16 protein-coding genes are annotated in these 25,423 nt (G+C 46.3%); 3 read left to right on the forward strand and 13 right to left on the reverse strand.

Annotated features, from left to right (window positions below; translation table 11 throughout):
• On the forward strand, window positions 1–4,257 hold the full coding sequence (locus HUX74_RS08980) for a glycoside hydrolase family 2 TIM barrel-domain containing protein (protein WP_174646528.1): 4,257 nt from the start codon (window positions 1–3) through the stop codon (window positions 4,255–4,257).
• A gap of 94 nt (window positions 4,258–4,351) precedes the next feature.
• On the opposite strand, the gene mutS is transcribed toward HUX74_RS08980, so the two are convergent.
• From mutS to HUX74_RS09005, 5 genes are all read right to left on the reverse strand, one after another.
• Window positions 4,352–6,967, reverse strand: a complete 2,616-nt coding sequence (gene mutS / locus HUX74_RS08985) for a DNA mismatch repair protein MutS (protein WP_005824820.1) — start codon at window positions 6,965–6,967, stop codon at window positions 4,352–4,354.
• 708 nt (window positions 6,968–7,675) lie between these two features.
• Entirely contained in the window at window positions 7,676–8,488 is an 813-nt protein-coding gene (locus tag HUX74_RS08990) for an SPFH domain-containing protein (RefSeq protein ID WP_005824816.1), read from the reverse strand.
• A 450-nt stretch (window positions 8,489–8,938) separates the two neighbouring features.
• On the reverse strand, window positions 8,939–9,403 hold the full coding sequence (locus tag HUX74_RS08995; RefSeq protein WP_174646529.1) for a DUF3836 domain-containing protein: 465 nt from the start codon (window positions 9,401–9,403) through the stop codon (window positions 8,939–8,941).
• Between the two features lie 211 nt (window positions 9,404–9,614).
• The gene (locus HUX74_RS09000) at window positions 9,615–9,755 is read right to left on the reverse strand and encodes a hypothetical protein (protein WP_005824809.1); all 141 of its coding nucleotides are present in this window, start codon (window positions 9,753–9,755) and stop codon (window positions 9,615–9,617) included.
• A 271-nt stretch (window positions 9,756–10,026) separates the two neighbouring features.
• Complete coding sequence (locus HUX74_RS09005; RefSeq protein WP_005824807.1) at window positions 10,027–10,383, reverse strand: cupin domain-containing protein; 357 nt, start codon at window positions 10,381–10,383, stop codon at window positions 10,027–10,029.
• A gap of 199 nt (window positions 10,384–10,582) precedes the next feature.
• Here HUX74_RS09005 and HUX74_RS09010 point away from each other — a divergent pair, with 199 nt between their 5' ends.
• A complete protein-coding gene (locus HUX74_RS09010; protein ID WP_174646530.1) occupies window positions 10,583–11,848 on the forward strand; it encodes a S41 family peptidase in 1,266 nt (421 codons plus the stop codon).
• 85 nt (window positions 11,849–11,933) lie between these two features.
• On the opposite strand, the gene HUX74_RS09015 is transcribed toward HUX74_RS09010, so the two are convergent.
• The 3 genes from HUX74_RS09015 to HUX74_RS09025 all read right to left on the reverse strand — a co-directional run bounded on the left by HUX74_RS09015 (window position 11,934) and on the right by HUX74_RS09025 (window position 14,325).
• Window positions 11,934–12,359 carry a DUF3836 domain-containing protein gene (locus HUX74_RS09015; RefSeq protein WP_005824804.1) on the reverse strand — a complete coding sequence of 142 codons (426 nt, stop codon included), beginning with the start codon at window positions 12,357–12,359 and terminating at the stop codon, window positions 11,934–11,936.
• Window positions 12,360–12,649: 290 nt separating this feature from the next.
• On the reverse strand, window positions 12,650–13,516 hold the full coding sequence (locus HUX74_RS09020; RefSeq protein ID WP_174646531.1) for a hypothetical protein: 867 nt from the start codon (window positions 13,514–13,516) through the stop codon (window positions 12,650–12,652).
• 110 nt (window positions 13,517–13,626) lie between these two features.
• Window positions 13,627–14,325 carry a response regulator transcription factor gene (locus HUX74_RS09025; RefSeq protein WP_009037487.1) on the reverse strand — a complete coding sequence of 233 codons (699 nt, stop codon included), beginning with the start codon at window positions 14,323–14,325 and terminating at the stop codon, window positions 13,627–13,629.
• 171 nt (window positions 14,326–14,496) lie between these two features.
• Between HUX74_RS09025 and HUX74_RS09030 the strand changes: the two genes are divergently transcribed.
• A complete protein-coding gene (locus tag HUX74_RS09030) occupies window positions 14,497–14,970 on the forward strand; it encodes a metalloprotease family protein (RefSeq protein WP_227187434.1) in 474 nt (157 codons plus the stop codon).
• A 2-nt stretch (window positions 14,971–14,972) separates the two neighbouring features.
• Here the strand turns inward: HUX74_RS09030 and HUX74_RS09035 are convergent, their stop codons facing one another.
• From HUX74_RS09035 to HUX74_RS09055, 5 genes are all read right to left on the reverse strand, one after another.
• Window positions 14,973–17,198, reverse strand: a complete 2,226-nt coding sequence (locus HUX74_RS09035; RefSeq protein WP_009037489.1) for a sensor histidine kinase KdpD — start codon at window positions 17,196–17,198, stop codon at window positions 14,973–14,975.
• 136 nt (window positions 17,199–17,334) lie between these two features.
• Window positions 17,335–19,419, reverse strand: a complete 2,085-nt coding sequence (locus HUX74_RS09040; RefSeq protein ID WP_174646532.1) for a DUF2961 domain-containing protein — start codon at window positions 19,417–19,419, stop codon at window positions 17,335–17,337.
• An 11-nt stretch (window positions 19,420–19,430) separates the two neighbouring features.
• Window positions 19,431–23,042: a glycoside hydrolase family 38 C-terminal domain-containing protein gene (locus HUX74_RS09045; RefSeq protein WP_174646533.1), complete on the reverse strand. Its 3,612-nt coding sequence runs from the start codon at window positions 23,040–23,042 to the stop codon at window positions 19,431–19,433.
• An 11-nt stretch (window positions 23,043–23,053) separates the two neighbouring features.
• Entirely contained in the window at window positions 23,054–24,169 is a 1,116-nt protein-coding gene (locus HUX74_RS09050) for a glycoside hydrolase family 76 protein (protein ID WP_174646752.1), read from the reverse strand.
• A gap of 98 nt (window positions 24,170–24,267) precedes the next feature.
• Window positions 24,268–25,413 carry a DUF4185 domain-containing protein gene (locus tag HUX74_RS09055; protein ID WP_022400933.1) on the reverse strand — a complete coding sequence of 382 codons (1,146 nt, stop codon included), beginning with the start codon at window positions 25,411–25,413 and terminating at the stop codon, window positions 24,268–24,270.
• Between the last annotated feature and the right edge of the window lie 10 nt (window positions 25,414–25,423).

The raw sequence follows: 25,423 nt of genomic DNA on the forward strand, positions 1-25,423 counted from the left end.
ATGAAAAGAAGCTCTTTTTTGAGTATCGCATTCACCGGGCTGCTTGCTACCGCAACAGCACAAACTCACGAACAACCCGAATGGAATGACCTGAACATTTCGGGAGTGAACAAAGAAACGGCATGCCAAACCGCTATTCCCTTTGCCGACGAAGGACAAGCCCTACGCTTGAGCATCGAGGAATCCCCCTATTATCAAACTCTGAACGGTACATGGAAATTCCATTGGGTGGCCGACCCCGAAAAACGGCAGAAGGATTTCTTCAAGCCCGACTACGACGTAAGTGGCTGGGATAACATCAAAGTGCCCGCCACATGGCAGATAGAGGCTGTACGCCATAATAAGCCCTGGGACAAGCCTTTGTATTGTAATACCATTTACCCTTTCTGTGATTACAGTAAAGGAGTACAATGGCCCAACGTCATCCAACCTCGCCCGGCAGACTATACTTTTGCCAACATGCCCAATCCCGTAGGCAGTTACCGACGTGAATTCACTTTGCCCACATCTTGGAAGGGCAGAGATGTATTTATTCGCTTCAATGGAGTGGAAGCAGGTTTCTATCTTTGGTTGAACGGTAAAAAAGTGGGCTATTCAGAAGACAGCTACTTACCTGCCGAGTTCAATCTGACTCCCTATTTACAAGAAGGAAAAAACACATTGGCAGTTGAAGTGTACCGTTTCACCGATGGAAGTTTTCTTGAATGTCAAGATTTCTGGCGGTTCAGCGGTATCTTCCGCGATGTATTCCTATGGTCAGCACCACGCACGCAAATTAGGGACTTCTTCTTCCGAACCGACTTGGACGGAGATTATCGTAATGCTACAGTTTTTTTGGACGTGGAAATCACCGGTAAGAAAAGTTCTGCCGAACTCATAGTGAAGCTCTCCGACACAGAAGGAAAGGAAGTGCTATCACGCACTATCCACGCCACAAAAATAGGTAGTACCCATCTGGAATTCGATGTGAAGAACCCACTGAAATGGACAGCCGAAACACCCAGCCTCTACAACCTGACCCTGACCCTAAAACAGAAAGGAAAAGTGACAGACCTACGTAGTGTAAAGGTAGGCTTCCGCGAAATAGAGTTTGCCAAAAACGGACAACTGCTGATTAACGGCAAACCCACTCTTTTCAAAGGTGTCAACCGCCACGATCACAGCCCATTGAATGGCCGTACCGTCTCCAAAGAAGAGATGGAAAAGGACGTACAACTAATGAAAGCGCTGAACGTAAATGCTGTCCGTACCTCCCATTACCCCAACAACCCTTACTTTTACGACCTATGCGACCGCTATGGCATCTATGTATTGGCAGAAGCCAATGTAGAGTGCCACGGCGAAATGCGTCTCTCACACGAGCCACAGTGGGAAAAATCATTCACCGAGCGCAACGAGAACCAAGTGAAACGTTTCCGTAACCACGCTTCCATCGTAATGTGGTCCATGGGCAACGAATCGGGAAACGGAAACAACTTCTCCACTGCTGAAAAGGCCATCAAACGTTTGGATACTACCCGCCCCACCCACTACGAGGGAAACAGTTCCTTCTGCGACGTGACCAGTTGCATGTACCCAAGTGTGGACTGGCTGGAAAACGTAGGCCGTGAACGATTGGAGAAAATACAAAAGGGCGAGATCGTGAAACCTCACGTAGTATGCGAGTATGCCCATGCCATGGGAAATTCCATAGGAAACTTCAAGGAATACTGGGAAACCTACGAACGCTATCCGGCACTCATCGGAGGTTTCATCTGGGATTGGGTGGACCAAAGCCTGCGTATGCCCACTCCCGACGGCAAAGGCTTCTACATGGCCGTAGGCGGTGACTTTGGTGACAAGCCCAACGACGGTAACTTCTGTACCAACGGCGTCATCTTCTCCGACCGTACATTATCTGCCAAATCCTATGAAATGAAGAAGATACATCAACCCATCCGCATAGAAGCATTAGGGAATGGCAAATATAGAATCAGCAACAAACGATTCCATGCCAATATAGAAGACCTCTACGGGAGATACGAAATAACGGAAGATGGAAGGACCGTCTGCTCAGGCAATCTGGAAGATTTGAAGCTGGAAGCACAGGCAAGCAAAGTCATCACCCTGCCAGACATACCCGCAACGAAGGTACCCGGAGCAGAATACTTTATCAATTTCAGTTTCTGCCAAAAAAGAGATACCGAATGGGCAAAAGCCGACTACGAGGTAGCCACCGAACAATTCAAGCTATCAAGCAGCGAGAAACCTATATTCGTACCCGAAAAAGGAAACATCAATCTAAACGAAACTGCCGACGCATTGGTGGTGAAAGGTGAACGTTTTGAAGCTGTCTTCTCCAAGGAAGAAGGAACTTTATCGGCATATACATTGAATAATATCCCCCTGATAAGTAAAGGACTCGAACTGAACCTCTTCCGTGCTCCCACCGACAACGATAAACAGGTAAGTGGCGATTGGCAACGCAAAGGCCTTTACCAGCTGCAAGCGGAAACCGGCAAATGGGAAACCCACCAAGAAGAGGACAGAATAATCCTGCACATCCGGAACTGCCACAAAGGTAAACTCGGTTTTGAGTATCGCACAGAAATAGAATACACCGTAAATGCCGATGGTTCCATCATGGTGAACAGTGTCATCATCCCGGTATCCGACAGCGAAATCATTCCGCGTGTGGGCTATCGAATGGAACTGCCCGAAGGCTTCGAGCGTATGCGTTGGTATGGACGTGGCCCATGGGAAAACTACGTAGACCGCAAGGATGCCACCCCAATAGGCGTATACGAAAGTACAGTATCCGACCAATGGGTGAACTATGTAAAGCCTCAGGAGATGGGTAACCATGAAGAGGTACGCTGGATTTCCATCACCAACGCCGACGGTATGGGCTTCGTTTTCGTGGCAGGCGACCAAATGGCGGCTTCTGCCCTGCATGTCAGAGCACAAGACATGGCAGACCCCGACCATCTGCAAAAACTGATTCACAAATACGACATCCCGATGCGCAAGGAGACAGTTCTTTGTCTTGATGCCCACAATCGTCCTCTGGGCAACGCAAGCTGCGGTCCAGGCCCGATGAAAAAATACGAACTGCAAGCAACTCCCGTAGCATTCAGCTTCATCATGATGCCTTTGGAAAGAAGCTACACGCAAAGTGAGCTTACCAAGAAAGCACGCGTACAGATGCCTGCATGCATGCCCGTAATGGTAGAACGCGATAACAACGGTTACCTGCAAATGAGTACCGGAACTCCGGACGCGACCATCTTCTACAGCCTTAACGGTAACGAATACCGGGAATACACAGCTCCATTCGAGTTCATTGACGGTGGAAAGATACAAACATACGCTGTTTCTGGAAAATTAGGCAAGAGCCTGGTCACTACTATGGAACTACCCATATTCGTAGACCACTCGGCATGGAAGGTGGTCTCCTCCAGCAGCGACAGCCAAGGAGAAGAGGCGCAAAACGCCATCGACGGAGACCCTTCCACGTATTGGCACACCCGTTGGCACGAACCCATTCCAGAGTTTCCACACAGCATTGTGGTAGACATGGCTTCCCTGCTGGTAGTGGACAAATTCATCTACACGGCACGACATTCCAATGATAACGGACACGTCAAAGACTACGAGCTAAGCTTCAGCAAAGACGGAAAAAATTGGGAAAGCACCGTCAAAGGTACATTCTCCAATCTGACGTCTGCCCAAACCATAACATTGGAAACACCCGTCACTGCCCGTTACTTCAAATTCGTTCCCTTGTCCGAAATGCACGGCAGGAAATGGGCTTCGGCAGCCGAACTGAATGTGAGCATCCTGAAAAACATCAGCGGAGCATCCCAGAGACAAATAGTGGTCTCCGTAGACAGCGATGCAGACAACAGCATGAAGCTGGCGGCAGACGGTAACATAAACACCTATTGGCACACGGTACACAACCAATTCTACATAGCTCCCTACCCTCATGAGATACATTTTTCCCTATCCAAAGAGGCCACTATAAAGGGTATCCGCTACACTCCGCGACAAGATAGCGAAGAAGGACGGATAGCTTCCTATGAAGTATATGCAAGCAAAGATGGAAAAAATTGGGGGCAGCCCATTACCTATGGCACCTTCCATATAGGTACAGCAACGCAAACTATAGAATTTACTCCTTGCCGGGCACGCTATGTGAAACTATCGGGATTATCGGCCCATGACAAAGGAAAGAAAGCTGCCATAGCAGAATTAGAGATAATCTTGGAAGAATAATTTTATATGAAAAACTATTAACCATGGAGTTTCAAGACTTGTGCAAAAACTTGTACAAGTCCTGAAATTCCACGTTTTCTCCTATAAGCAAAAATCACTTCCCTTTCACTATCCGCTTAATATCATTCAGCTTGTTCAGCGCCTCCAGCGGCGTCAAGTTATTCACATCCAGATTCAGTATCTCATCGCGTATCTGGCACAGCACCGGGTCGTCGAGCTGAAAGAAGCTGAGCTGCATACCACCGCGTGTCTCTCCCACTTCCACCATCGGTTTGCTGGAAATCCCCTGCTGGCGGTTGTCCGTTTCCAGTTGTTTCAGAATGTCATTGGCACGCTTCACGATGCTTTTGGGCATACCTGCCATTTTGGCTACATGGATACCGAAGGAGTGTTCGCTGCCGCCGCGCTCCAATTTGCGCAGGAAGATGACTTTGTTATCTATCTCCTTCACCGAAACGTTGTAGTTCTTAATACGCTTGAAGCTTTTCTCCATCTCATTCAACTCATGGTAGTGCGTGGCAAACAAGGTGCGTGCCTTCGCCTTTGGATGCTCATGGATATGCTCCACAATCGCCCAGGCGATGGAAATACCGTCGTACGTAGAAGTACCGCGTCCCAGCTCGTCGAACAGCACCAGGCTGCGGGGAGAAAGGTTGTTCAAGATATCCGCCGCCTCGTTCATCTCCACCATAAAGGTAGACTCGCCCACGGAAATATTATCGCTGGCACCCACACGGGTGAATATCTTATCCACCAAACCGATATGGGCACTCTCCGCAGGCACGAAACTGCCGATTTGAGCCAGTAGCGTAATCAGCGCCGTCTGCCTCAGCAAAGCGGACTTACCCGCCATGTTGGGACCCGTAATGATGATAATCTGCTGCGTCTGGCTGTCCAGCATCACATCGTTGGCAATATACTTCTCGCCGATGGGGAGCTGCTTCTCAATGACCGGATGCCGTCCCTGATGGATTTCCAGCACATCGTCGTCGGCAATGACGGGGCGTATATAGTTGTTCTCGCGCGCCGCTGTGGCAAAGGAGAGCAGGCAGTCCAACCGTGCTATCTGGTTCGCATTGATTTGAATGGCAGGAATGAACTCGCTCAAAGATTGTACCAGCTCTGCATAGAGTTGTGTTTCCAGTACCAGTATCTTGTCCTCCGCGCCGAGAATCTTCTCCTCGTATTCCTTCAATTCCTGGGTAATATAGCGCTCGGCATTGGCAAGGGTCTGCTTGCGTATCCACTCTGCCGGCACCTTGTCCTTATGCGTGTTGCGCACCTCGATGTAGTAGCCGAAAACATTGTTGTAGCCTATCTTCAAACTGGGAATCTCTGTCAGTTCGCTCTCGCGCTGCTGTATCTGCAACAGATAATCCTTGCCGGAGTAGGCAATCCGGCGCAACTCGTCCAGCTCGGCACTGACACCGGATTTGATGACACCTCCCTTATTAATCAATAACGGCGGGTCATTGTCTATCTCCCGGTCAATACGGTCGCGGATAGACTGGCAGATATTCAACTGCTCGCCTATATGATTCAAGCTGGCATTATCGGCATCCATGCAAGCTGCCTTGATGGGTTCTATCGCCTGCAAAGCCACCTTCAACGCCACCACCTCACGCGGAGAGACACGCCCTACCGCCACTTTGGAGATGATGCGTTCCAAGTCGCCAATCAAATGCAACTGCTCTTCTATCAACTCTTTGAAATCGGGCTGGCGGAAAAAGTATTCCACCACATTCAGCCGCTCGTTAATCGGCTGCACGTCCTTCAACGGGAATACCAGCCAGCGTTTCAGCAGGCGGGCACCCATCGGGCTGATGGTCTTGTCTATCACATTCAGCAGACTACTGCCACCGTCGTTCATCGACCCCATCAACTCCAGGCTGCGCACCGTGAACTTATCCAGGCGGACATACTTATCCTCCTCGATGCGTGCCAGCGAAGTGACATGCCCTATCTGCGTATGCTGCGTCATGATGAGGTATTGCAGGATGGCTCCCGAAGCGATGATACCGTTCTTGAGATGCTCCACACCGAAGCCTTTCAAGTTCTTCACCTCGAAATGCTTCAGCAGCTTTTCGCGGGCAGATGTCTCGGTAAACACCCAGTCGTCCAACTCGAAGGTGAAGAACTTGCTGCCGAAGTTTCCTTCGAACATCAGCCGCTTGCCACGCTCGAAAAGCACCTCTTTGGGGGCAAAGTTGTTCAGCAGCTTGTCCACATAGTCGAAAGGTCCTTCCGCCGTCAGAAATTCGCCCGTAGATATGTCCAGGAAAGCCACACCGCAGGCACCCTTACCGAAATGCACGGCAGCCAGGAAGTTGTTCTCCCGGTAGTTCAGCACATTGTCGTTGATGGAAACTCCCGGCGTCACCAGCTCCGTGATGCCGCGCTTCACCAGTTTCTTCGTCAGCTTCGGGTCCTCCAACTGGTCGCAGATGGCCACACGCTTGCCGGCACGTATCAGCTTGGGCAGATAGGTGTCGAGCGCATGATGCGGGAAACCCGCCATTTCGATGGTTTTCCCCTTGCCATTGGCACGTTTGGTCAAGGTAATACCGAGGATTTCGGACGCGACGACGGCATCGGTGGAATAGGTTTCATAGAAGTCACCACAACGAAACAGCATGACAGCATCGGGATGCTTTGCCTTCAAGTCGAGGAACTGCTTCATCATCGGGGTAAGGACAATATCTTCGTGCATACAAGTCTTTAATTTTTAATTTCCAAAGCTTTGAGCCAAGAGAGCAGGAAATCGTCAAGTAAGACCCAAAACTTAATGTGACAAAGATAATTCTTTTTTAGAAAACAGCCACGGAGAGGCTTCAAAACCTTAGCAAGCCTTAACAAAGAGACGCATTTTCCTAAAACATGTTATAAAACAGTCTTTTTTATTTGCTTTATTTGGAGATAAGCAAAAAGTTCGTACCTTTGCAATGTGTTTTTCATAGTATTAGATTTAAGGTTAACAAAGGTTGGAGTACAGCGGTACTCCTTTTTTTATGCCCATACCTTTCGTATCTTTCCCCTTTTCCCTTACAAAAGTACATATTCACTCGGCGAAACGCCCTTTATCTTCTTGAAAACCTTGTTCATGCGATCCCAACAAGGATGAGCAACAGTTGTCTCCCATTTACTACATTCCCTATTTAAGCAACAATTCCTGCAATACTGCATTTTAAATTCTTGCTTACTAAAACTTATTCGTCCGACAGCCGTTGAATTATCGTCCGACAATTGTCGGACGATAATTCAACGGCTGTCGGACGATAATTCAACAAGTATCGGACGAATAAATCTTAGCAAATAGAGAGATAGATGGCTTACCGCTTGATTTATTTGTGATTATCCGCGCACATAATCAGTACCTCCCCAAAAGAATCAAGTTGCCAATGGGGTCTCATAGAGATTGTCATTGCAACTTCAGGAATGGCAACGTATTTCCACCGGTAGACAACGGCAATTTCCCGTCCCATTTCTCCACAGCCTTTAGTTGAATCAATTCCGGCGTGATGCTTTGTTGAAGGATACGGTTGGCATCTGCCTTACCCTTGGCGGCAGCTACTACCTTTTCCGCCTCGGCTATAGCGGCTTTCTTTTCATTCTCCACCTTCAAGGCATTCTGCACAGCAGTATTCTTTTCGTCAATGGCAGCTTGCAGCACATCGTTGGGTTTCACGGACGACTGTATGTTGGTAAACGTAAAGCCACGGGTACTGAGACGCTCCTTCAGTAATGCCTCCACCTCCTTCTCGAAAGCCGGACGGTTGTTGATGAGCGAATCCGTCTCATAGAGTCCTGCCACGTCCTTATAAGCGTTCTTCACTTCTGTCAGGATAACACTCTGTTCCAATTCTTCGGTAGTCTTGCGATAGCGTAGAAAAACTACTTTGGCATCCTCCCGCTCAATGAAGTATTCTATAGTAGGGTCTGTCTTGAAGATGGTTCCCTTCTTGTCCTGAATGTCGAAAGGTTCGTAGTCTACAATCTGCGCAAATGCAGGATATTCGAATAGCTGCTTGGCAAAACGGTTGTAAACCACCCATCCGGTTTCCACCTTGGCATCATCTACTCCACGCTCACTACCGGCCAGATTGACGATGATGCCCGTCTGTCCCGAATCAATACGCTCCACGGCAAACATGACCAAGAACAATACTATAATTCCAATGACTGCGACTCCTGCCGCGCCTACTCTCACTGTTGATTTGTTTGTGACTTTCATGGTGTTTTCTGTTAGTTTAATGAGTGAATAATGCTCCAAAGATATTTATAATTGTTTGTTCAAGAAAGGCAATCCGGTTATTTTTGGAAGAGAAGAAGGCCTCCCTCCCGCACACAGTGTAGAAAGGAGGCCCATAGTCTCTATATTTTCAGAATTTACTCAGTCACGATACGACCTGCCAACAGTGATTTCTTCAGATAACTTTCAGCACACTATAGGAATTACCCTCACTCCCACTGGACATGGTGCTGATTTCCTTTGCCACTTCTTTCAGTCTTGCCGGATTGCTGTATTTATATATAATTGTAGGATATACCTTTTTACAGAATTCTGTGCCAAATTACTTAAACGTTCGTGTTTGCGAAATAATATTGCCATAATGTCTTGGTTTTTAAAATAAATAGAATAGAAATCGTGTTTTCTTATTTCTCTGCCAATAACTGCACAGATTCACCCGTCATGTGATGGTGCTGTCAAGCTCCAGACATTGTTCTTTTCGTCCCATTCGTAGCTGAGGTAGCGCAGGACACTGCTGTCGGTCTGCCGATAGACGGCTTTCTGCTTGATGTCGGTGTAGGCATTGCTTTGCTCGTTCCAGAGGGCGTATTCCACAGTGACGTCATCCGTATAGAAGAAGTTAAGACTGTGGTGCTTCTCAAAGCTTTGCGTGGATTCGTTCCATTTCAGCACTTCTTTTTGGGAGATGCGACCGGAGTTGTCGTAAATGTAATTGTACTTCAAGTGGTGGTGCAGGAATTTCTGATTCTCCACTTTGAATACGGTTTGTGTTTCCACACGGCCGTCGTTGGTTTCGGTATTATAGGCAAAGTTGTCTGTACGATTAACGGCTGCTGCGCTTACTACGTTTACTAAAGAGGTCATTGCGATGATTGCTGAAATTACTAAAGTCTTCATAATGGTTCTATTTTTTAAGTTATACATTTTGTTTCAAGTTCTTGTCTTTGGGGGAGTTGTTCCCTTTCGACATTGCAAAGATAGGAGGTGGTAAAAATCTTTTAGGTTATCGTTACGTTAATGTTAGGTTAACGGAGATATTTATTACTTTTGCGCCCAAAACAAGAACAAAATGAAAACACGTTTCCTCTTATATCTTTCCTTTTCCAATCTATCGGAGACGTAACTGGATAGGCATACAGCAGACTGTCACCACATCTACTATTGAGAAGTACCATCTTTCTTCTATGTCGTCCCAAACGGTTCGGACTTTCTTCGCTTCGAAAAGCTTGATGGCATTATGCTGGGTCATGATATTATGTTTTCAATTTTTAGTTTTAAGCTCTTTGATTGGGTCCTCGTTATGTGACAGAAACAATGCTCTTTCTTCAATTTAATCATAATTTCTGTTTTATTGCATCAGTTGACATAGTCTGTTTTCTTAGGTATAGTACAAAATATATGATTATTTTGACTTAAAACAAATCGCAGTCAATAAATCACTGCACATCATATGACAATAGGGAATAGCCTGCACCACAGACCATCCCCTATCACCTTAATTCTACTTGTGTGACTTCCTCTTACTTCACCACACCGTCCGTCATCGTAAAGCCTTCCAGAGAGCCGGCTTTCACCTGAATACAAATCACACTGATGGCGCTGTCTGCCGCAGCCGACAATTGGCGTTCTCCTGCCGGAGCCACGCGAAGCCAGTCACCCGCCTGCAGTTCTACGGTTTCTCCGTCAACCACCATGGTGCCGCGTCCGGAGAGGACGGCATAAATTTCTTCATTTTGCTTGTGCGAATGCACAAAAGGTACTCCTGCACCAGCCGGCAAATTGCTGATAGATACTTCTGCACCAGTCAGATTCAATGAATCGTGCAACTCGACACGTGCCTCGCCTGCAGGCACATTTACTTTCTGATAGTTCTTCATAATCACTTCTCCTTAGTATGTTTTGATTTACGGCTGCAAAGTTAGCCAACTACCAGACATCGTACAAGAAGGCACTTGAAGCTCAGTTAGTTACCTCCATGTTACCATTATTGGCAAATAAGGAGTTAGAAAAATAAGATTAACAAAAATTATTACTATTTTTGCCGAAAAAGCAAATATCGACTAAACTCTATAAAACATGAAGATTCTGAAAAAAATTTCAAAAGTAATAGTCATCGTAATGGCTGTACTGGCAACCATTTGGTGTGGTTTGTATGTTTATGCCAACTATTTCTATAATGACAAGCAGATTGATGTAGAAAACTTCTACATCGCGGAACTACCGTTACCCCCCTCGCAGTTTGAAGAAGATTTCAAAGAAATACACCAGATTGTCATGGAGAATTATTCATTATACCAGGCCAAGCATCTGAATATGGATTCATTGTATCAAGCTTGTGACGCCCGCGTTCGCCAGGCGCAGACCACCACAGACTACGGACTGATAGTGCAGGAATACATCTCTGCCTTACAATGCGCCCACGCCATTACCTGCTACAAGAGGTACACAGCCAATCAGCGCGTAGCCTTTATAGAGGATTCCTTGTTCGTTGACAAACCCAGTGACTATCTGACAGAATACGGCTTCCAGGACAAAGACCGGATTATAGCTATCAACGGACTCCCCTATAAACAATGGATTGAACAGAACGAAAAATATACCGAAGCATCTACCGTCCCCCACAGACGGCTCCGTACAGCCTATGATGCGTTCCGTAGTTATGCAGACACCCTAAGAAACTATACACTGCTGAGAGGGGGCGATACTCTGACCGCCACCCTTCCCTTGAAACAAAGGGACTATTTTCCGGATAACGAAGAACAAACTGTGGAGAGCAGGATATTACAAGACAGCATTGGTTACCTTACCATCAAAACCATGATGAACCCCGTCATGGAAGATTTCAAGGCGGTCTATCCCAAAGTCAAGGATTTACCATACCTCATTATAGACGTACGTAGAAACGGCGGAGGAAACAGCATGAATGGAGTAAACATCTGCAAGTACTTCATCCGCGAAGCACAACCACACTGCGTCAGCAAGAGCTACATCATGCAGCCCGAAGCCGACGCCTATAGAGGTAAAATCTATCTGCTGACCGACACATATACGCTCTCTGCTGCCGAGAGCTTCACACTCGACATGAAGGAAAGCGGAAATGTCACCCTCATCGGCGAAGCTACCGGAGGGGATACCGGCAATGGCCCCCGTCCTTTCTGTACCAAACAGCGGACCTATTTCCGTATCCCTACCCGCCAGCCGGACGTCTCTTCTAAAGGTTTCCCCATGGAAGGTATAGGCATACCGCCCCATCATCAAGTATCCCAAACCGTAGCAGATTTCATGAAGGATGAAGATACAGTGCTGAATTATGCTGTCGGACTGATAACAGAGAAACAATAATACATTTCCTCAACGAAAAAGAGCCAAGTATCAAAGGTGTGTCACCTCACGATACTTGGCTCTTTTGTATTTGATATATTATCCTTTATTTGGTACTTGCCAACATCAAAGCCGCATTGCTGTCATTCAGTTCGTAAACGGTAGTTTGCGTATAGCTGTCGTAACCATTAGTTCTACTGTTCCAACGGGCATAGTTCAACTCAACTTCACTGTCAGTGTATTCAACATCCAGCTTGAAATAAGGCACCCAGGCTTCCTTTACGCTATCCCACTTGAAAGCTTCCTTGCTCGTCACACGGTTCTCACTGTCATAAGTGTAAGTGTAGCGGAGGTGACGGAAAAGGTGTCCGTCCTCATTGCGGAAGATAGTCTTGGCGGTCATCAGTTCTCCGGTCATCTCCTCGTTTTTCACATAATCGGCAGGAGTTGTCGCGCTTGCAGAAAAGTTCATTACACTTGCCATTACCACTGCCATCATTACCACTGCTTTTGAAAATACTGTTGCTTTCATAATCGTTATTTTTTATTGTTATTACTTCTTTCTCTGAGGAGGTTGTTGTTTCATAACCGCCTTCGCCTATATATAGTCAATCTGCGTGCCAAAGAATTAAATCACTGATTATCAAAGAATAACTATTTTATAGTAATGTCCATTTTCGGACAACTGTCCGCACAAAAACGAACAGCAAAACAAAAAATAAACGAAATATCATGAAAGTATTTCTACATTAGCAATAATATTATGTAACAGTAGTAAATTGTTTGATGATTGTCCCTACAAAAAGCTGATTTATACTTATCTTATCTCAATGGCGGCATCTGAAAACGTGGTGGGGCAATAGTCGCTCCGCCACTGCCCCCTCTATTATCAAAGACGGTGTTACGCAGAATCTCATACAAGATTCCACCTACATCCAGACTTAATTTAAACTTGTCGAAATTATAATAGGGAATCACAACGGGAACCGTCTCCCAACGACCGCGATAAGCATCGTAATAACGTTGTACTCCAACTTCCATACCAAAACGTTCGGACATATCCAAAGACATGGTGGCACCGTAGCGGTGGGTATCCATCCCGTAAGTATTTCCTATGGCATACGAACCGAAAACCTTAAAAGCTACACGGTCCGAAGCCTGATACCGCAAAGCTCCCGAAGTACTGAAAGCCTGCCCGGTGGAATGAATCATATTTATCTTCATGGCATCTACGCCAAGCTGGAGCGTCAGCCTTTGGTTAAAGGCATGCTGATATCCCAGGGAAGCATTGTTGAAACGTCCGATACCCGGTACGCTGGTCTGCCCACCGGAACCGAATAACATGCCGTGAGGAAACTGTCTTAATACACCGCTTGTACTGTAATCTCCCCGAAATAGCAGGGAAGGATTGGTCTGATAAGGCAGACGAAGAGACTCTTTCAGTGAAAAATCGGGCAGGGAATAGGAGTGCTCCGGATGAAACATGGAAGAAGGGGCAGAGTTTTCAGAAGGAAGCTCAAAAGGAGAGAATAGAGATTCATTGAATTCCGGCTGTATCTGTATACTGTCACGAATGAAACATACACTGTCTTCCTGCGCAAAAAGCAATTGCGGCACAAAAGCCAACAGCAGGCAGATTCCCAAACGGCCACCAAGACAAGAGATACTGACTTTCCGTTTTATACGCATATACCCTCCTTCTTTATATTCATATAATACTGCTATACAAAAATAACGAAAATAAACCAGAAGAACAGTACATGTACTGCTAAATTATTGCAATATAGAAGGATACATTATTAATTTTCTATCAGTATCAATCCTACTCCTTTCACTGTTTTAATGGTTACCGACTCGTCTTCCGAAAGAAATTTCCGAAGTTTCGTCACAAATACATCCAGGCTGCGGGAAGCAAAGTAATCATCTTCCGTATTCCAGAATTTATCCAAGATAGCTTCCCGGCGGATAACGTCTCCCCGCTTCTCACAAAGCATCTGCAACAAACCTGTCTCGCGCACAGTCAAAGTCTTGTTTACACCCGAAGCATGTTTCAAAGTGGCATGTGTGGCATCCAACACATATTCCTTGCCTATCTTGTAGCATTGACTCGTGTCTTTCGATTTTTCGCCTTTGGAAAGCTTCAATAAGGCGTGGACATGTGCATCCAGTTCTTCGGGAATGAACGGTTTCTTTATATAGTTATTGGCACCGATTTCATAACCTTTTACCACATCTTTAGGAGATATCAGGGCAGAGGAGAACAGAATCGGAGTTTCCCCATCTGTCTCGCGGATACGCTTCACCATCTCGTAACCGTTCATAACGGGCATTTCTATATCAGATACTATCACATCAGGATGTTGTTCTTTCCACTGTTTCAAGCCCTCCTCGCCATTGGCGGCAGCAATCACTTCATAACCGCCTATCATATCTTCCAACCCGCCCTGAACTATATATCTCAAGCTTGCATCGTCTTCTACCAACAATAACTTTATCATAATGCGTTTATTATATATTGCAAAAATAAGGAAAAGAATGAATGCAACAGTCATATTGCTATAAAATAAACGAGGAAAACAACGCCTCTTAACCTAATATTAACGTAGCGATAACTTATGAAGCATGTGCCCCACTCTACCTTTGCAACATCAATACAAAAAATCCACACTATGAAAGCAGATATTTCAATAACAAAAAGCCGAAAAGGGACAGAGATAGTAGTTTCGGGCAAGAGGATTAATAAATACGGCATCATAGCTGCCATAGTATTTGCAGTACCAATGCTGATTCTGTTTCAGTCGATACATGGAGAAACAACCAGCCATCTATCGCTGGTCAGATTCTTCATGTGTATATTGGCAGCTGTCCTGGTAAATCTATTCCTACATAAACTGTTGTTCAGATTGTTTTCGCCGATACGCATGTGGCAATATCGCACCACATGCCTGCTGCCCTTCCTGCTACTGGGTATATTGCCCCTTATATATGGTATGACAAGTGGCAATTATGATGTCACACGATTTGGAATATTACTGGCTGTCATGAGTTTCGACGACCTTTACATCCTCTGGCAATTACGCTCATTCGGCGGAGACTCCTATATTACTGACAAATCAGAAGGATTGAATTTCCACGTGTGGTAAATTTATACAGTCTCAATAGGAAAGTAGAGTGTAAATTCACTGAAGCGCCCCTCTTCACTTTCCACTTCTACCCTGCCGCCATGTGCCAGCATCACCTGCTGTACATAATTCAGGCCCAGACCAAAACCTGCAGCACCGCCCCTTCCACTTCGCCCGACTGCTGCAGAACGTTCAAAACGGTTGAAGATAAGAGACTGGTCTTTTAAGGGAATACCCAATCCGTTGTCACACACCTTTATCTTGCAGAAGCCTTTCTCCGATTCGCAAATAATATCTATCTTTACCTCTTCATGGGAATATTTAATGGCATTGTCCAGCAGATTGCCCAACACTTCACGCAAACAGAAGGCATCGGCATACACCATTTCACAACGATGATAAACGGTCGTAAATTCTACCCTTTTGCTGGTTTTCAGAGAAATTTTGGCAATCATATCATCAAGTAAAGGCCGCAAAGGCACCTCTTCCTGATGGAGTTCCAAATGTCCCTCATCCAGCTTGGTAAGTACCAGTACACGATTGGAAAGGGTAAGCAGATGCTCACACTCTTCCATCATCGCCTGCCGGTATTTCTCTTCTTTTCCGGGCTTACCGGACAATTTGCCGCTATTCAGAATATGAGCTCCCATCAGGATGGAACTCAGAGGAGACTTCATGTCGTGTATCATAGCATAAGTAAAATCCTTCTGGAATTGCTCCAAATGCCGCTGTGTACGCAAAACTTTCACCTGGCCGAGAATACAGTCCAACACCACCAAAAACATCACCCAAAGAGGCAGAAACAGATACCATACGGAACTTATGACGTAGCGATACGGATTCTTCACCACACCTTGTATACAAAGGATGCTGTCCTCCTTCAACGGTATAAACCGGGAAGAAATATCCTGATATTTTGCCGAGGCATATCCTGCTTCCACCACTGTACTATCGGAGGGAGCGTAGTACTGGCGGATACCACTCTTATAGGTCATTCCCAAGGCTTCCAACCTGGAAGCAAAAGCAGAATCGAGGTACTGCACGGAGAGAGGAAGTTCCATTCCGCTTTCATTGATGCTGCGCTGCATAATCAAAGCAGAGCGTAGTCGATAATTCAAATCGACCGGATTGTACATATGTACCACTCCAAAGCGGTTCACCTTATACTTCGACTGCTCTTTCTCCAGAAATTCCCTTTGCTCCTTTGCAAAAGGCGATTCAACACTCTCTTCCCATTCATCCTTTCCATCCCTATCAGTCTGTTCGTAGAGCAAAGAAAGGCGGCGTTTCAAGACCTCGTCATAAAAAGCCGCTTCAAAACAATCATTTACCTGATAGGCAGTTTCTTTGAAAGAAGCACGGTACAGATAGACAAACCAGACTACCATCAGCAGACAGCCGGCAATCAACCCGACAATCGAAAAGACTTTAAAAGAATATTGCTTGCGCACCTGCCGCTGCCGTTCGCTTTGCTTAGCTCCCGTAAGCGTATGTTCTGTCATGTCCAGCAAATGTTGCCCCGAGGCTTCTATATCTGCCCACCGGCTCTCCGATATCTGACTACGTACCTCACCTATCGGCAACCTCATCTTCTCTGCCAGCACATAAAAAGCAGACCGCTGCTTCTCAATATCATTACCTTGTTTAAGTATGGAATCCATTTGCCTGGCCCAACTGTACACCAGAAAAACAACCAAGAGAAGCGTAGGAAGGAACAAAAAGACTATATCCTTGACAAGCGGTATAAAAGGAGAAAACATGACAGCTTCAATGGCCTCTCCTTTCTTCTCATTCAACCAGGCTTTTTCCGAAAGAACAGACTTGAACCGTACATATACCGAACGCTTGCTTCTGTCCGTCGCAGGACGGATATTTACAGTCCGGTCTATATTTTTCCATTTCAGTTTCTTCTCTACCAACCTCGCCATCACATCTAATGGAATGGCGACATGATATACATCTTCGAGAAAGGAAGCTGCCTGCTGATAGTTTAAAAACATCTCATCTTCGAAAGACCTGATACTGTCTTTGGATAGATACGAGTAAAAAGGGATAGTCATGTCAGGAAACGGTAAATTATTAATCTCGTTGTCCACCGTTTCGATAAAAGCCAGACGGAAACATTCGTTCAGTGCGCGTTCCGCCTCTTTCTTGGTATTGTCGTAAGCATACATCATACCACCAATCTGCACCACAATTACCAGTAGCAGCCCTACAATAGAAAGGATATAGAGTGAACGAAGTTTCATCTTACCTATTATTTTGAGGACAAAGATAGCATTTTATCATAGAAAAAGAACTGATACAAAAAAGATAGCCTTGGACTTTTATTTATCCAAAGCTATCCATACAAGTACAATCCCTGCGATAGAGACGTCTACAGAATTATTTGCGAAGAGTCAACTTATCAATCCCAAAGAAACCGGTATCATGTCCCGGAGCCAGTGCAATCGACTCAATCTGCAACTCATTCTTTCCTTTTTTCAAATTGACCCGCCCAAGATTCACCAAAAGCAGAGACACTTCTCCATTGGTCAGACTGACTTCTGGAGTAATCACCTTATCATTTACACGAAGGGCAAATGTACCATAATCAGGCGCCACAGTGAACTGTATTTTCGCATAATAAGTTCCTTCCACTTCACTGTCAAAAACCAATGACAGCTTATCTCCCGGTTTAAACTCTTTCCAGTAGAGCTGCATACCCTCACTCCACAAGGGGTGGAAGTTGGTCTGCAATTCAACGGAACCCATATGCCCCGGACGAGGCTGCATGACTTCGCCCTCCACAACCAGACTCATCCCTGAACCGAAAATATCTGACGGTTGGTTGGCAACCCGTTCGCGTACATCGCTCACAAAGGGTTTTGGCTGTATTTCGCCTCCGGGAAGCATATACCAGAAGGTTATCGGAGCATAATTAAGGTGTATATTCGACCAATCGAATAACTCCATGTCAAAGCGCAGGCTCCGGGTAAACGGAATCGCATCCAAACTACGAACACGGGTATTCTGCGCCAAACCTATGTGAGCATAACAACCATCTCCTATGGGTTGGGCAACAAAAGGATGGTTTATCCACGGTTCATAGCGCCCCCAGGCATAGCCATAATAATCTTCTGTACCCGTTCCAAAGTGTGACGGAAAGGTTTCACCGTCCACATACACCTTTTCATCTCCTTCTCCCCACCAACCCAAGTTGGGGTTATAGACAGTAACCGCATCTCCCACATACACGCCCCTACCTTTAAGATCGGCAAACGTAAGGTCCTGGGCAAACTCATCGCCCCGGGCATGGATATGCGTAAACTGCTGCCATGTGGTACCAAAGTGCATGGAGCGCTCATCCCACTGCCACTTTCCACTAACTGCAGCAGCCTTGGATATCTCCACCGGCTGTTCCCCATAATTGGTCAAGGTAATCGTACAGTTCCGCTCGAAAGGCATCACCCACCATGCACTCATCACATCATCCTGCACGGCCCGCGTATACCACGTACCAGTTGCAACGGGATAATAGCCTACCCCAAAAAACTCACCGACCGGAGCCCAGACAGTTAGTTCCCCATCAAAGGCAATGGACAAGACCGTAGAGCGAAGTGCTTGGCGACGGTCATCGGCATCAATCCGCATCGAAAGACGACGAATGGCACGAGAGCCGTCAATCGTAAAACTACGGCTTTCACCCGGAGCCAGAGAAGCCGCCAGATTGAGCGTACTTTCTCTTCCCGCAAGCGGAGTATCAATACCAGGTGTTCCTTCCGACAGCTTCTTATTGACAGCAGCTATCAGCCGGGCATTCTTCTTCAACTCTTTGGCCGAGAAAGAAATCACCTTGACCGGAGAAGTATAAGTGCGGTAATTGATAGCATAGTATACAATGGTCTTACTCTCAATTTTCCCATCCGGAGTAATCTTCAAGTCCGGCGATTCGATAGTCACCTTGCACCGCTTGGCATAAGGTATGGGCAAATATAAATTATGCCCTCTTTCTTCCATCGGAGCCTCATCGGGTACTGAAGTTGAAAGAGGTTCTCCACAAAGGACTTGCCCGCTCAATATATCACGTACATTGCCTTCAATTACCGGTTTTTCCTCATTGTCTATGTAGATACGCAGAGTCCCTTGTCCCCGATTTATGCCGGAGAAAGTCATCCAGAAACGAACTATGGCACCGGGGCCTTCGGCATCCATCATCACATATTCCGTCCTCCCTCCGTTCTCTTCCTGGCGGATAAACTGTCCTTGGTCGAAATTACCAAACCAGGCACGCTTATCCGTCATGTTATGCGAACTACGGTCGTAGCTGCTGAACTGCTTACACGTATAGGCATTTTCGGGCCAACGCGCCAGCACGGAACGGTCTGTCATCTCATGCAACAATGTCTTAAGAGAGATAACCGGGTCGGCCATAGCCAAACCGCTATAGAGAAATATCAACTGAATTACAAAAACTAGTTTTTTCATCATAACCGATTATTTTAGTAAATCTCCATCTCATTGATGCGTAACACCTTTCCTCCTGCATGCTGCATAGGACGGGTTATCATCAAGCGTACATAGCGTACCTGCGCCGGAGTGTCAATCATACGTGATACGACATTCTGCCGGTTTCCATCTATATTGTCAAGTGTCTTCCATTCTTCAGTCTGGCTGTTTCTGCCTTGCAGGAAGCAAGCGGAAGTAATGTACCCTTTGTCCTCACGGCCTGCATTCACCAGTTTCCAACCGCTCACAATTTTCGCCTCACCCAAATCAAAATCCACATAGTTCAACGCACTTCCCACTTCACACCATTTGGTATCGACATCCCCGTCAACGATGCGTTCGGGCTTCTCATTATCATTAAAATAGCCGGAATAGGCGATAATCTTCGCGTCCTTCAACAGATTTTCTTTTTCCACCTCCACACTGTTCAACTCCATCTCATTGTCACGGATGGCTGTATGGAACAAGCTAGTGGCAACCTGGACGGGTTTCAGAGTTTCCTCCACCAATGTGGCAGCAAAAAGAACAACCTTTTCATTCTTCGGAAGTATAAGGCTGGCAGCACCTGCCGGAATATCAACACCGAACTTGAACATATAGGTAAACTCATAGGCCTCATCGGCTGTAGGAGAGTGGCGGTGAGTTCCCACATAAGCCACTTCGGCATCCTTCAGATAACCTTTGGTATGTCCCGAATGTCCCCACTGTCCGACAAATCCGGTATAGGAAGGTACAATGACCTCACTCTTGTTCCCTCCGCACCGGAAAGTGGCGGCATAGTCCCCGTCCGTAGCGGCAGCCAGAAAATACAGTTTATTATACTTTTTACCTTCCGGTAGAACAATAGTATCACCATTGCACGTCATTCCGTTGGCGGCATCTTTCTCGCCGAGCTGGAAAGGAATCCCGTTTACAGTCAGGGATTCGGGCAACAGTTCTGCCGCAAACGAATAACCCGACTCAAAATCAGCTTCACCGCGGAACTCGTTGAATGAGGAACATTTACAGTTATAGGACAACGGTAAAGAGGCATATTGCAATTGATAAGCGTCCTCGCCCGATGACTTCAAACGTACCTTGAATGTCTTTATAGAATAAGGCTTTATACTTACAGACAGCCCGTTTCCACTGAATTCGGCCGAACCGATACTCTTTTCAGTGCCATCCGCTTCGTAGGCACTGGCAATTTCGCCTGCAAAAGAAAGTACCGCATCCTGCACCTTCTCACCGCCTATCTCATAGACACGCACTACATACTCATCCGAGTTCTCGGCTTTCTTCAATGCCTTGATAATGACATTGCGGTTATTGGAAGAGACGAAAGAGAACTCCTTACCCAATGTACCCCTATGTTTATCGGTACGGAAAGCTTTCAGCTTCTGGTTCAATATCTCCGCCTTCTCTATGGTGACAGCCTTGTCAAGTCCACCGACATGACCCACCAGACTGTATGTAAAGCAATGATGCCCGAAGTCCTGGCGGTTCTGGTAAGCATAATCCTTGTCTGTTTCGGGGGTATGCAGCAGGGTCAGGCGGAGGGTGTTGTCGTCCGGCTTGTCCCAGCCGTATTTGCTGTCATTCAAGACAGATATGCCATAGTTTCCACTACGGTCAGTCAAATCGGCCCAATACTGTGCATAGACTTCGTAGGCAGTCTCCGTATTGTTGCCCCGCCTCACACTTCCAAGTCCCAAATCGTAGGTGGCTTCCGTATTTGCCATGTTCAAAGGAAATTCGGCCTTCAATAAAGCATTGGACAACTGCCAGTCCACCTCATTGTAAAAGTCTATGCGGTCGGCACGGCTACCCTCATACAAACGGATGTACTGCTTGAAGAGTGACTCTCCATAACGTTTCTCGATGCAGAGTGACTTGCGCAGCTCACCATCCTCCACCAGTGTCATCTTCACATCCTCTGTGATGGAAACCGGTTCCCGGTCTATAGTCTCCTTCAAGATCTCCCAAGCAGGCCACATGTAGGACTTGTTCTGCGTGAAGAGTGCCAGACGAATGGATTTACCGGGTTTCACCAGCTCCTTGCCGTTCTTCTTGTCAAACAACGAAACGATATCACCCTTTGTATCCAGCGTTATCTTATAAATGGAATTCTCCAATGCATTGGAATCCACAGATACCCGGGTGTCAGCCGACGGACCAGAAGTACGGACATCATATACCGCATAACCGGTAGCGGGCACAATAGCCTCTATCAAGAGTCTGGCTTTACCGTCAGCATAGGACAGCAATTGGGCGGCCACTTTCCGGCCATTCATATCATATACGGTAATCCCTTTCGGTTTCTTTGGCAAGGCAAGTTCCACCTCTGCCATATCGGAAACCTGGAATCCAAGCGCATTGTAAAGCACCACCGGTATCCCTTTCACCCTGGTATCCATCTTTCTTGCCACAGCGTCAATGGAGGAAGTAAGAATACCGGAGAACTGCTTGAGGGAAATCAACTCGTCATTCCATGAGAATTCATAAGCCCGCGGTATACTTGTTCCCGTAAGGTCATCATGGAACTGATGGAAAATGAAACGCTGCCAGTTCTCAGTCAATGCAGCTCCGGGATAGGAAGCTTGGTTCAGCCATTCGGCTACAACGGAAGAGCGTTCCGCTGCATCCCCCAAAAGCTCATTCTGACGGTTGTACAGCTTCATGGCAGCCTGAGAAGTATAACATCCGGTACCGTGAACATCCATCAACAGTTCACCGTTGAACTTGGGCAGTTCCGGATGGCTTGCGTAAGGCTGGAAGTCTTTATATATCCGGTCACTCGTGGCACTGACAATCTGCAACGGACCATTGCCTTGCAAGCCTTTCTCTACGGCACGTACAGACTCCAATGTAGGTGAACCGCCTATGTCTCCCGTACCGTAATAGCGGTAGACCATGTGAAGCGGAGAGTGGCCGGTCAATTCCAACAAGTCCTTGTTTTCCGACAGGTCCCCGTCCTCAAAACGTTGGTTATAATCATATCCATGAGTCATCATGATGGTAGAGCCGTCTATACCTTGCCATAAGCCGACAGTGAAAGGATATTTGTCGTTACCGTAGAACGGTTTGTTGCGCCACTGCAACTTCTGGGAGGAGAAGCCGATCAGTCCGCAATGGGACGCAATGGCAGGAAGTGTCCAGCCAAAACCGAAACAGTCCGGTAAGAAAATGTCCGTGCTCTCCACACCGAATTCCTTCCGGTAATAATCCTGGCCGAGCATGATGTTACGAATCGCAGACTCTATGGAAGGAACCAGTGTATCAGTGGCATCCCAGCTGGCTCCACTAATATGCCAACGACCGCTCTCTATGAATTTCTTCATCTCTTCGTATTGCGCCGGATAATATTCCTTCATCCAAGCATACTTGACCGCACCTTCAAAATTAAAGATGTATTCCGGATATTGCTTCAGCAGAAACAAATTCTGACTGATCGTGTTCCATACATAATCCTTAATTGTGGTCTGGATATCCCAGTTCCACTGTGTGTCCAAATGTGCATCAGACACCATGTAGGCTTTCGGTTTTTGCGCCTGAGCATCATTCTGAGCATAGGTACCGCCACCCATTAGCAAGGCAGATACCAATACTGCAATCTGTTTTTTCATTTTCTGTTTATCTATTGTTTATTGTGTTTAAATTGTAATTCGCTGATCTCGGCGAAAAGCTCAATCATACAAGCATTCTCCAGTAGACTTTTGAACTGCTCTTCTCTGTGGCCCGACCAATCATTACTAAACAAGCCATTCTCATCACGCGTATAGTTCCAGGCATAATCCGCATTCTCAATCATGGTCTTTATGTACGCCTCATTCCTATCAACCAGATATAGTGCCTTCAAGCCTCTGAACAAGATTACATTAAACCAAGGAGTTCCCGGGAAGAATTTCATCTCTCCTATTGCAATAGGCTGTACCTTCAGAAAGAAACGGCAGGAACCCTCGGCTGTCTGCTGCGCCTCCTTCAGGTAACGCTTTTCTCCAGTTGCCTGATAGAGAAGTACACCGGCCTGAATCATCTGCCCGCTGTTATAAGTATATTTGGCCGGATCCACTTTTCCCTGCAAATTCTTGTTGTCCCAATATACAAAGTCAGAAGGGTCACAAAGATTGTCACGGGTCCATTGATAGGTCTTCTTAGCTTGCTCAAGGTATTTTGCATCCTTAGTCAACTTAAACAGCTTCATACAGAGAACAGTAGCCGGAGCATTCGAACAAGTATTTTTTGATTCTTTCTTCTGTTCGCACCAATAGATTCCTCCCCCCAACTCTTCGGACCATCCGGAATAAATATAGTCATGCAGCTGGATGGCTTTTTCCAGATACTCCTTGTCACCAGTCCGTTCATAGTAATCACAGAAATCAATGGCCACCCAGTCATTGTCATCGTAATAACGATCATTATGACCTGCAAAAGCCGGATACGACTGGTAACAATGGGGAATCCGGGTAGAGTCCCAATAAAGGTCCAGTCCCGGCTTTATCTGCCGGTCCATCAGTTTTCTGTACTTCTTTTGCCCGGAAACCTTATACAAAGAAACACAACCGGATACCAAGGCTGAATAAGGCCACAAAAAAGAGACCTCCTGCTGGTTAACAACAGCGCCGGTATTGGCCATATATGTAATTCTCTGCTCCGGGTTTCTTGGATAAGTTTCCGTCAGCAGGCCATACTTCTCCACTTTATAGAGAGTAAGTATCTGCTGAAGCAAAGAATCGGCTCGTTGCAGATAGATTTGTTTGCTTGTCTATGCAGACAAGCAAACCGGTAACGAGAGAGCTATTAATAAAAATAAATTCCTAAGCTTCATATCCAATTCAAGTCAAGTGATTATTATTCCAGCTTCATATCGGCACACATCAGGAAAGCATTGTACGGCCCCCACATGGACATGATGAACCAAAGCTGGTCATCATTATCTTTCAACGGATGTATGTAAGCGCAATACAAAGCTGGATATCTGTCCGCTTCCGCCAATACTTTCGGCTCGCTCCACTGGACGAGATCCTTCGATGTACAATAAAGAATGGCATGCCTTTTGGTCAAAGGAGTCTCGTCATGATTCGGATCATAATTATAAGTCAGAATCCAACGCTCAAACTTCTTGTGCCATATCAGCGACGCTTCTCCTACGGGACCTCTCAATACCGGAGTAGCGGCAGCCTCATTTCCACGTATCCACTCTTTACTTTCACCGTTCCAGTATTCATAGGCCTTCATATCCAGAAGATCTTTCTCAAGGAAACGCGCCAGATACGCAGCATCACCACGTCCGGCCTGTGTGCCGAGCATATAAATCCATCCGTCACATTTGGCATAAGCCACTTGCGAAAAATGACTGTCGGGAGAAAAAGTCACCTCTTCACGCCGCTCCCATGTCCGACCGTCATCATTGGAAGTATAGACAGAAGAAAAATTGGTAAGCCAGCGTCCATGAGGCGCTCCCCAATCATAGATGTTCATAATATGGACACAATCCGTTTTACCGGCCCGAATAGCACTCGTAGGGATGGAAGTCTGGTATACCTCCGGATTCGTCTTACCGCCCGCACATACCTCAAGCGCCTTACCATCAGCATCAAGCAGCATTGAATCTATTTTAAGACCGTCTGTAAGCTCTGTATCCGATGAAAAAGCCAGTACGTTGGAACGCCAGTTGGAACCATTGCCACCATTTTTATTCACGACAAAACCTTCTCCACTGGTATCTCCGAAAAACATGCCCACACGGTTTCCATCCATATGCCACATTAACCCCAAATCCGTTCCATATACATCAAAGTCAGGTCCGGTATTATTGGGATTCAGCAATGTATCTCCCGGCAAAGGATCACCCGTGACACGGGATATCATGCGTACATTATCAATACACAGCGTTTTTTCACTATCAGCATCCTTACAAGCCATATTGCCCGTCAAACTACAGGTAACAAGCCCGAACAGTAAAATTTGTTTAGTTCTCATTCTTATCAATTCCATATACAAGTAC

This window comes from Bacteroides sp. Marseille-P8574 (assembly GCF_902825465.1).
In the GTDB taxonomy this organism is placed as follows: Bacteria; Bacteroidota; Bacteroidia; order Bacteroidales; family Bacteroidaceae; genus Bacteroides; species Bacteroides uniformis.